Source organism: Stenotrophomonas sp. 278 (assembly GCF_003935715.1).
In the GTDB taxonomy this organism is placed as follows: Bacteria; Pseudomonadota; Gammaproteobacteria; order Xanthomonadales; family Xanthomonadaceae; genus Stenotrophomonas; species Stenotrophomonas maltophilia_AH.
This window is the reverse complement of record NZ_RHPP01000150.1, coordinates 1-9,208: the sequence shown is the minus strand read 5'-3', so window position 1 is coordinate 9,208 and position 9,208 is coordinate 1. Positions and strand designations below refer to the sequence as shown.

The window sequence follows — 9,208 nt, the reverse complement described above, 5'->3', positions numbered from 1 at the left end:
CCGCAGGAGCCGTTCGGCGCAGATGGAGCCAGCTGCCCACCGCCAACGCCGCCCCTGCGGCTGCCAGCCCCGCCACCAGGGTCAGCACGTCCGCCCCCGGCACACGTCTGCGTCACATCCGTCATTCCACAGCATTACCTGCACTTCGTTCACCCAGCCCCTGCCGGTGCCCACGCACCGTTGCCACGGCATCGGCGCGGCCGGCCGCAACTTTAGAACTGCGTCACATTTATGCAGTTGGTCCGATCCCCTGCCGCGTGACGGCGCCGTCCGCCGGAATGCTCTAGAATGCGACCGCGCGACCCGTCACTGCCTACCGACGATGTCGCTTTTTTTGTTTTACGCCCTTCCTTTTGCTGGTACGTTCGACGGTGTTGGCCGCCGTTCGCCCCATCGGAGCTGCCATGTTATTTGAAACCCTCGAAACCGCCGGTCACGAACAAGTGGTGTTCTGCCACAGCCGCGACGCCGGCCTGAGGGCGATCATCGCCATCCACAACACCACCCTGGGCCCGGCCCTGGGCGGCGTGCGCATGCGACCCTATGCCAGCACCGACGAGGCGCTGCACGACGCGCTCCGGCTCAGCCGCACCATGACCTACAAGAACGCCCTGGCCGGCTTGAATGTGGGCGGAGGCAAAGCGGTGATCATCGGCGACCCGCGCCAGGACAAGACCGAGGTGCTGTTCCGCGCCTTTGGCCGTTATGTGGATTCGCTGGGCGGACGTTACATCACCGCCGAAGATGTCGGCACCGACGTGAACGACATGGAGAACATCTATCTGGAGAGCGAGTACGTCACCGGCGTCCACCAGGTTCACGGAGGCTCAGGCGACCCCGCTCCGTTCACCGCCTACGGTGCGCTGCAGGCGTTGATGGCCTGCCTGCAGCACAAGCTGGGCCATGAGGAAGTGGGCAAGACCAGCATTGCCGTGCAGGGGCTGGGGCATATCGGCATGGAATTCGTGAAGCTGCTGCGCGACCGCGGGGCCAAGCTGTTTGTCACCGATCTGGACAGCACGCTGGTCGACCGTGCGGTGACCGAGTACGGCGCGGAAGCCGTCAAACCGGACGACATCTATGACGTCAACGCCGACGTGTTCGCCCCGTGCGCGCTGGAAGGCGCGATCAATCCGGACACCTTGTCGCGGTTGAAGTGCAGGATTGTGTGCGGCACCGCCAACAACCAGCTGTCGAGCCTGGAAATCGGCGATGAACTTCATGCGCGCGGCATCCTGTATGCCCCGGACTACGCGGTCAATGCCGGTGGCGTGATGAATGTGTCGCTGGAAATCGACGGTTACAACCGTGAACGTGCGATGCGCCTGATCCGCAGCATCTATCACAACCTGGGACGGATCTTCGCGCTTTCCGCGAGCGAAGGCATTGCCCCGCAGCGTGCCGCCGACCGGATCGCCGAGGCGCGGATTCTGTCGATCGGCAAGCTGAAGATGCCACTGGGCCGCGCAACGCCGCGCCTGGGGACGCTGCGCGGCAGCTGATGACGTAGAGCCGGGCTTGCCCGGCTTGTCTGACGTGCGTGCGACCAGGCAAGCCGGGCAAGCCCGGCTCTACCTCTGCGTTCCGTGTGGGCGTTGGCGGGTCAGAACGCGGTGGCGAAGCGCAGCGCGACCTGGCTCAGGTCGCCCCGTGCCCCGAAGCGCTGGTCGTAGCCCAGCGACAGCTGGCTGTTGCGGCCCAACCACGACTGCACTGACACGCCGAACAGACCGCCCGACCGGGTGGGCTCCAGCGCGGCCATGGGCGAGAAGCTGTCCAGTGCCATGAAGCTGGCCTGGGTCTGCAGGCCGTCGCTGGACAGCAACTGCTGCCATTCGGCATACCCGCGCAGCGACCAGCCGCGCCACCGCTGCTCAGCCCGCATGCCTGCCAGGGCCTGACTGCGCGTGGCAACGTTGTCGTGCGTACGCAGGCCAAAGCCCAGGCCGCCCTGCTCGCTGAAGCCATCCGTGCTGACCCGGGCGTAGTCGGCCCCCATATACGGGGTCAGCGCCACGCTTCCGGCCTGGAAGCGATAGCCCGACTCGACACTGGCGGTACTGAACTGACCGCCATAGCGCGTGCTGACGCCGTATGCATTGGCTCCCAGCAGCAACTGCCGGTCGATTTCACGCGTGTACTGGCCGGCACCCAGCTGGGCCAGCGCATAGCCGCCCTGCCCCAGCCGCCACCCTGCATACAGCTGCGCCTGCGACTGGCGGTCGTTGCCACGATCACCGCCCCAGCTGCGGCTGCTGTGATTTCGGGTTTCGCCGAAGGCGAAGCCCATCACGCCGTTGCTGCCCAGGGCGGCATCCTGACCGATCATCCAGCCACGGGTATCACCGGCGCTGCCAGCAAAGCTGCCCTGGCCGACGTCCCCGAGCTGGCTCTGCCAGGCACCCTGCAGACGCGGCGCGGTGCGCACGTCGTCGAAGCGCGAGGACAGCGCGCGGCGGCTCATGTCGATGCTGTCGAAGGTCATCGCCGAAGCCAGCGAATGGGCCTGCCCGGACAGGCTTTCCAGACTGGCCTGGAGCGCGCTGGCACCCTGTACCTGCTGCAGCTGCGCTGCGCCGCTGGCGAAGCCCGTCGCAGTTGCCGTGCCGGTATCCAGATGGACAAACGCCTCTTCCACGCGCATGGCGGCCCCTGCAGCAACCGCATCAACGCCGGCGGAACTTGCCGCCGTGCGCACGTTGACTCGATTGACGTTCAACCAGGCACGGTTGGCGTCATATCCCAGCGTCCCATCCAGCAAAGAGAACGTGCTGGTTGAGTACTGGAGCGTGTTGAACGATCCGACCAGCTTCTGTCCGGCTGTGATCAACACCTGCTGCTGGCCGTCTTGTGGCACGTAGCCTTCAACCACCGAATAAACATTTACGATTCCGCCCTCCAGAGTGACCGTCCCGGTCACCTGCAGCGCCGTAGCTCCCAATGCAGTGCCAAAATTGGCATTTGCCCGGTGGATGTAGTTGCCTTCAATTACCGCGTTGATTCCAGCCTCACGCAACACGACACTGCTTGCGTTGTCGACATTGCCAATGACACGGGTCGTGCCTGGCCGGAACTGCAGCACCGCGCTGGCCTGCCCTGGAAGGGCCGTATTCGTGGCAACCTGGATATCCGAGTGAATTGTCGCGCCATTGAACAACGACAGCGTTCCCCGCTCGACCCGGGTACCGCCGGTATAGGTCGTGGTGCCCGCCAACCGCAGGATGCCGTCACCCTGCTTGATCAAACCGCCCTTGCCGGAGATGTTGTTGCTCCAGACACTCACCTCCTGCGTCGGGGGCGGTGCGACCGTCACATCGCCCCAGTCGAACTTCGCCGGGCCGTTGATGGCCTTGGCGATGTTGAGCAGGCCGTAACCAAACGTGCTGTCCACGCCAGCCGGACCGAGGTCGGTCGCCGTGCCCAGCAGGGTCTGCCGCACCAGGTCGTTGCTGAAATACGGGTACTTCTGCCAGACCAGCGCAGCAGCACCGGACACCAGCGGCGCGGCGAACGAGGTGCCGTAGTTCCACTGGTAGCTCGGCGTGGTACCAGACGCACCTGTGTAGTCCGGATCGACGAACACGGCCGCACCCGGTGCGGCCAGGCAGTAATTGGCGGCCACGCCGCAGGCGTTGGCATAGGACGCCAATTTGCCGGGATCAGTGGAATCCACGGCGGTGACGCTGAGCCAACCGCGCTCGAGATCCGCCGCCGGGCGGCTGCCGCCCGGACCGGCCTGGCTGGGCAGCGCAGCCATGCTGGACGGATTGGGCTTGGATTCGTTGCCGGTGGCAAACACCACCAGACCACCGTGACTGACAATGAACGGACGATATTCCTGCGCGATGGCGGCGGTTGCCGACGGGTTGGTCCAGTACAGGCCGCCCCAGGAGTTGTTCATGATCTTCACGCCTTCGGCGATCAGATCCTGATGGAGCGGAGCCAGTCCCAGTGCACCACTGACTTGATTGCCGTTGCCACTGCCGTCATCGGCTGGCGGCTTGTCGGCAATGATGCGTGCCGAAACGATGTCCGCCCCCGGTGCGATGCCACCCGGCCACGCACCGACGGAGCTGCCGGCCGCCAGCTCGGCCACGGACGTGCCGTGACCGGCCACGTCGTCGATGTTGAGATTGTTGGCGCGGGGATCCACATACGCGTAGTTGGCCTTCACCCGACCTGCCAGGGTCGGGTGATTGCGCATCACGCCCGAGTCCACGATGCCGATGCGCAAGCCTGCACCGGTCAGACCGGCGGCTTTGGCTGCAGTTGCCTGGGTGATGGTCAGGTGGGCATCAATGGCCGGTTCGGCCGGGCGCGTCGGTGTCGGCGCAGGTGTGGGCGTAGTCGGTGGCGTCGTGGGCGGAGGCGGCGTGTTCACGCGGACGTTGTCACCACCACCGCCACCACCACATGCGCTCAATGCCACGGCCAGCGCGCTGACCAGAACCGCCCTGCGAATCACTACGTGTTTCATCCTTGCTCCCCACGAATATGAACGTCACGCTCTATGTGCCGTCATCCCCGACGGACACCCGCGACAGATTGCCAATCCGGTTTGCGGATCAGGCGCGCAGTGTGCCCCGAATCGCGCCGCCATCCAATGTCGCCCGTCGCATAACGGCTGGTTTTACGTGAAAGATGAACGAAAAAGGGCGCGAATCGCTTCGCGCCCTTCCGTGAATCGCCCTGATGAAAGCTCAGAATGCAGCCGAATACCGCAGCCCCACCTGACGCAGATCGCCGCGCGGACCGAAGCGCTGGTCGTAGCCGAACGACAGCTGCGACTGGCGGCTCAGCCACGACGACACCGACACCCCGAACAGCCCGCCCGAACGGGTCGGCTGCAATCCGGCCAGCGGTGCCCAGGCGTCCACGCCGACAAAGCTGGCATCGAAGCCGAGTCCGTCGCTGGACAGAATCTGCTGCCACTCGGCATAGCCCCCGAAGGACCAGCTGCCGCGTTGTGCCTGAGCGCGCAGTCCCGCCAGGGCCTGGCTGCGCTGGCTGCTGCTCCCTTCGCTGCGCAGGCCAAAGCCGAATCCGCCCGATTCGCTGAACGCGTTGCTGTCGACCCGTGCGTAGTCCGCGCCGAGATATGGCGTCAGCGATGCCCGGTGGTTGCCGAAGCGGTAGCCTGATTCCACGCTGGCATTGCTGAAGTTGCCGCTGTAGCGGGTATTCACTCCGTACATGCCGGCACCGAGCAGCAGCTGACGGTCGATCTCGCGGGTGAACTGGCCAGCGCCGAACTGGCCCAGCGCATAGGCACCGCCGCTGTTCCAGCCTGCATAAAGTTGTGCCTGCGACTGACGGTCGCGACCGCTGTCACCGCTCCAGGCCCTGCCGCTGCTGCTGCGGGTTTCACCGAAGGCAACGCCCAGCACGCCGTTGCTGCTGATGGGCGCGTCCTGCCCCATCATCCAGCCCTGGGTCTGGAAGCCATTGCCGGCAAAACTGCCCTGCCCCGGCTCGCCCAGCGCACTGTGCCACGCGCCGCGCAGGCGGGGCGCAGCAGAAACGACGTCAAAACGCGAAGACAGCGCGCGACGGTTCATGTCGAGGTTGTCGAAGGTCATCGCGGTCGCCAGGCCATGGGCCTTACCGGAGAGGCTCTCCAGGCTGGCTTCCAGCGCCGAGGCCCCCTGCACCCGCTGCAGCTGGCCGGCTCCGTCGGAGAACCCAGGCGTGATTTCGGCCACGCCCTGGTCGAGCTGAACGAAGGCCGCTTCCACACGGTTGGCCGAGGCAATGGCCACCTGTCCCAGTCCGGCAAGGGTGGCAGTGGTGCTCACCGTTGCGCGATCAAAGCCGAGGTAGACGTTGTTGGTGTCGTAATTGAGGAACGGGTTGACCAGCGTCACGTACCCACCCTGGCGGATGGAGCGGAAGCGACTGTTGTTGATGATGCCGCCATCGGCGGTGAGTACCGTCTGTACTTCCAGCGAGCCGCTCGGAACATAGCCGCTGATGTAGTTGAGTACATCCAGATAACCGTAAAAATCGGCGGTTCCGGTGACATGCAGCGCCGCGCCGCCAAGGGCGACGGAAAGATACGCGTCGGAGGTCTGATAATAGTCGCCGTTTATGACCGGGTTTGAATTGGGTGCAAGCACCTGCACGCCAAAGTTGTTGAGCACTGAGCCATTCACCTGCGGCGTGCCCGAACCAAAGGTCAGCACGGCCCGTTGCACACCAGGTTCCCAATCCATGCCAACGTACACAGTCCCCTCGATCGAGCCCTGACCACTCAGACCCAGCCAGCCGTTCGACACACGTGTCTCGCCAGCGTAGGTGTTGGTGCCGGTCAGCACCAGCCGGCCGGGGCCGCGTTTGACAAGCCCGCCGGCACCGCTGATGTCGTTGCTCCAGACATTGGCGGTGGGCAGGTTCGGCACGTCCACGGTGACCGTGCCCCAATCGAAACGACCCGGCCCGTTGATGGCGGCGGCTACGTTGAGCAGACCATGACCGAAGGTGCTGTCGACACCCGGATCGCCGAGATCGGTGGCCGTGCCGAGCAGGGTCTGGCGCACCAGGTCATTGGTGAAGTACGGATACTTTTCCCACACCAGTGCCGCCGCACCTGATACCAGCGGTGCCGCATACGAGGTGCCGCCGCCGTAGTAGAGCGAAGACGTGCTGCCGGTGCTCTGCGGGTCAATGAACACCGCTTCGCCCGGCGCGGCCAGACAGTAGTTGGCGGCCACACCGCACGAATTGGCGTACGAAGACAGCGTGTCGGGCTTGTTGGAGTTGACCGCCGTCACCGCCAGCCAGCCCCGCTCCAGATCGGCTGCCGGCTTCGTCCCGTTCGGGCCCGGCTGACTGGGCAGCGCGGCCATGTCCGAAGGATCCGCCTTGCTTTCATTACCGGTGGCGAACACCACCAGCCCGTTGTTGGCAGTGATGAAGGAGCGGTACTCGTTGGCAATGGACGCGGTTGCCGAAGGGTCGGTCCAGTACAGACCGCCCCACGAGTTGTTCATGATCTTCACGCCGTTGTCGATCAGGTCCTGGTGCACCGACGCCAGCCCCAGGGCACCGTCGACCTCATTGCCTTCACCGGAGCCGTCATCGTCCGGGGTTTTGTCGGCAATGATGCGCGCCGAGACAATCTGCGCCCCCGGTGCCACACCGCCCGGCCAATTGCCAACCGCCTGGCCCGCTGCCAGCGACGCCACCGTGGTGCCATGGCCGACCACATCGTCCTTGCCCAGGTTGTTGGCCGCCGGATCGACGTAGCTGTAGCTGGCGACCACCCGCCCGTTCAGGGTGGGATGTGCGCGATTGACACCGGAGTCGACAATGCCGATGCGCACGCCCGTGCCGGTCAGCCCTTGGCGATCATTGGCATTGATCAGGGCCAGATGCGCGTCGATGGCCGGCTCCGGCAACGTGCCTGGACCGGGCGTTACCGGGGGCGGTGTCGGCGCTGGGCCGGGCGTGACAACGGGCGCGCCGCCACCGCCGCCATCGATCCGGACGTTCTCGCCACCACTGCCACCACTGCATGCACTCAACGCGATTGCCAGTGCCCCGGCCAGCGCGGTCCTACCGCTTGCGAACTGCTTCATCCCTGTTCCCCCAGACGTTGATATGACCGTCCGGTGCCGCGCCTACCCCGCAGACACCGGTGGTAAACCTCGACCCCCTATACTGGGCCTCCCCCGCAGTCTGACGGGAATCGGGGCCAGTTCCAATGGCCCGATTGCCAAAACGCCAACGCATCAACGAGATTGCCATGTCCAACATTGTCATCGCTGCAGCCAAACGCACCGCCATCGGCTCCTTCCTCGGCCAGTTCAATGGCGTGCCCGCGCCCACCCTGGGCGCGACCGCCATCCAGGCCGCGCTGGAACAATCCGGCGTTCCGGCCGCAGACGTGTCCGAAGTGATCATGGGCTGCGTGCTGCCGGCCAACCTCGGCCAGGCCCCGGCCCGCCAGGCCGCCATCGCGGCGGGCCTGCCGCTGTCCACCGGCGCGACCACCCTGAACAAGGTCTGCGGTTCGGGGATGAAGGCGATCATGCTCGGCCACGACCTGATCAAGACCGGCTCGGCCAGCATCGTGGTGGCCGGGGGCATGGAATCGATGTCCAACGCGCCGCACCTGCTGCCCAACTCGCGCACCGGCAACCGCTACGGCAACTTCCAGGCGGTTGACCACATGGCCTTCGACGGCCTGACCAACGCGTATGACGGCAATCCGATGGGGGTGTTCGCCGAGTACGCGGTGGACAAGTTCCAGGTCAGCCGTGAAGACCAGGATGCGTACGCCATCGAGTCGGTGCGCCGTGCCCAGGCCGCCCAGGCAGAGGGCGCGTTTGCCGACGAAATCGTCGCCGTGAAGGTCGCGGGCCGCAAGGGCGAGGTCGAGTACGCCCAGGACGAGCAGCCGGGCCGCTCCGACATCGCCAAGATCCCGACCCTGCGCCCGGCCTTCAAGAAAGATGGCACGGTGACGGCGGCCAGCTCCTCCAGCATTTCCGACGGCGCTGCCGCGGTCGTGCTGCTGGCTGAAGAGGACGCCGCTGCACGCGGGCTGCAGCCGCTGGCCCGCATCGTGGCCCATGCCACCCATTCGCAGGAACCGGAATGGTTCACCACTGCTCCGATCGGTGCCATCCACAAGGTGCTGGAGAAGGCTGGCTGGAAACTGGACCAGGTGGACCTGTTTGAAATCAACGAAGCTTTCGCCGTAGTGGCCATGGCTCCGATCCGCGAACTGGGCATTTCACACGACAAGGTCAACGTGAATGGTGGTGCCTGCGCACTGGGTCATCCCATCGGTGCATCCGGTGCCCGACTGGTGGTGACGTTGGTCAATGCCTTGCGCAAGCGTGATGCAAAGCGCGGAATTGCCACCTTGTGCATCGGCGGCGGCGAAGCGACCGCCATCGCTATCGAATTGATTTAATTGGACTTAACTCGCATTTCGCAAAAATGAATGCGCGATCGCTTGACAGCCAATCGTGGCTTGTCATCATGTTGCCGGGCGCGCAATAGCGCGTTGCCTAATCTAACGACGAGGATTCACACTAATGAGCATCAACAAGCTGCTGATCGCGATGGCCCTGGGCCTGGCTCTGACCGCCTGCTCGAAGCAGGAACAGGCTGCTGACGCCGCCGCTTCGGCTGACGCCGCTGCTGCCGACGCCCAGGTCGCTGCCGACCAGGCCGCTGCTGCTGGCGCCCAGACCGCCGA

General features: G+C 65.1%; 4 protein-coding genes. 2 read left to right on the top strand and 2 right to left on the bottom strand.

Annotation, left to right across the window (positions count from 1 at the left end; genetic code table 11):
• Positions 1–404: 404 nt before the first annotated feature.
• Positions 405–1,502 carry a Glu/Leu/Phe/Val dehydrogenase dimerization domain-containing protein gene (locus EGJ34_RS18500; RefSeq protein WP_125361930.1) on the top strand — a complete coding sequence of 366 codons (1,098 nt, stop codon included), beginning with the start codon at positions 405–407 and terminating at the stop codon, positions 1,500–1,502.
• Positions 1,503–1,603: 101 nt separating this feature from the next.
• On the opposite strand, the gene EGJ34_RS18495 is transcribed toward EGJ34_RS18500, so the two are convergent.
• Positions 1,604–4,477 (bottom strand): autotransporter serine protease, encoded by a 2,874-nt coding sequence (locus EGJ34_RS18495; protein WP_125361929.1) that lies wholly within the window; start codon positions 4,475–4,477, stop codon positions 1,604–1,606.
• A 223-nt stretch (positions 4,478–4,700) separates the two neighbouring features.
• Positions 4,701–7,577, bottom strand: a complete 2,877-nt coding sequence (locus EGJ34_RS18490; protein ID WP_125361928.1) for an autotransporter serine protease — start codon at positions 7,575–7,577, stop codon at positions 4,701–4,703.
• 167 nt (positions 7,578–7,744) lie between these two features.
• Between EGJ34_RS18490 and EGJ34_RS18485 the strand changes: the two genes are divergently transcribed.
• Positions 7,745–8,920 carry a thiolase family protein gene (locus EGJ34_RS18485; RefSeq protein WP_125361927.1) on the top strand — a complete coding sequence of 392 codons (1,176 nt, stop codon included), beginning with the start codon at positions 7,745–7,747 and terminating at the stop codon, positions 8,918–8,920.
• The last annotated feature ends 288 nt before the right edge of the window (positions 8,921–9,208 follow it).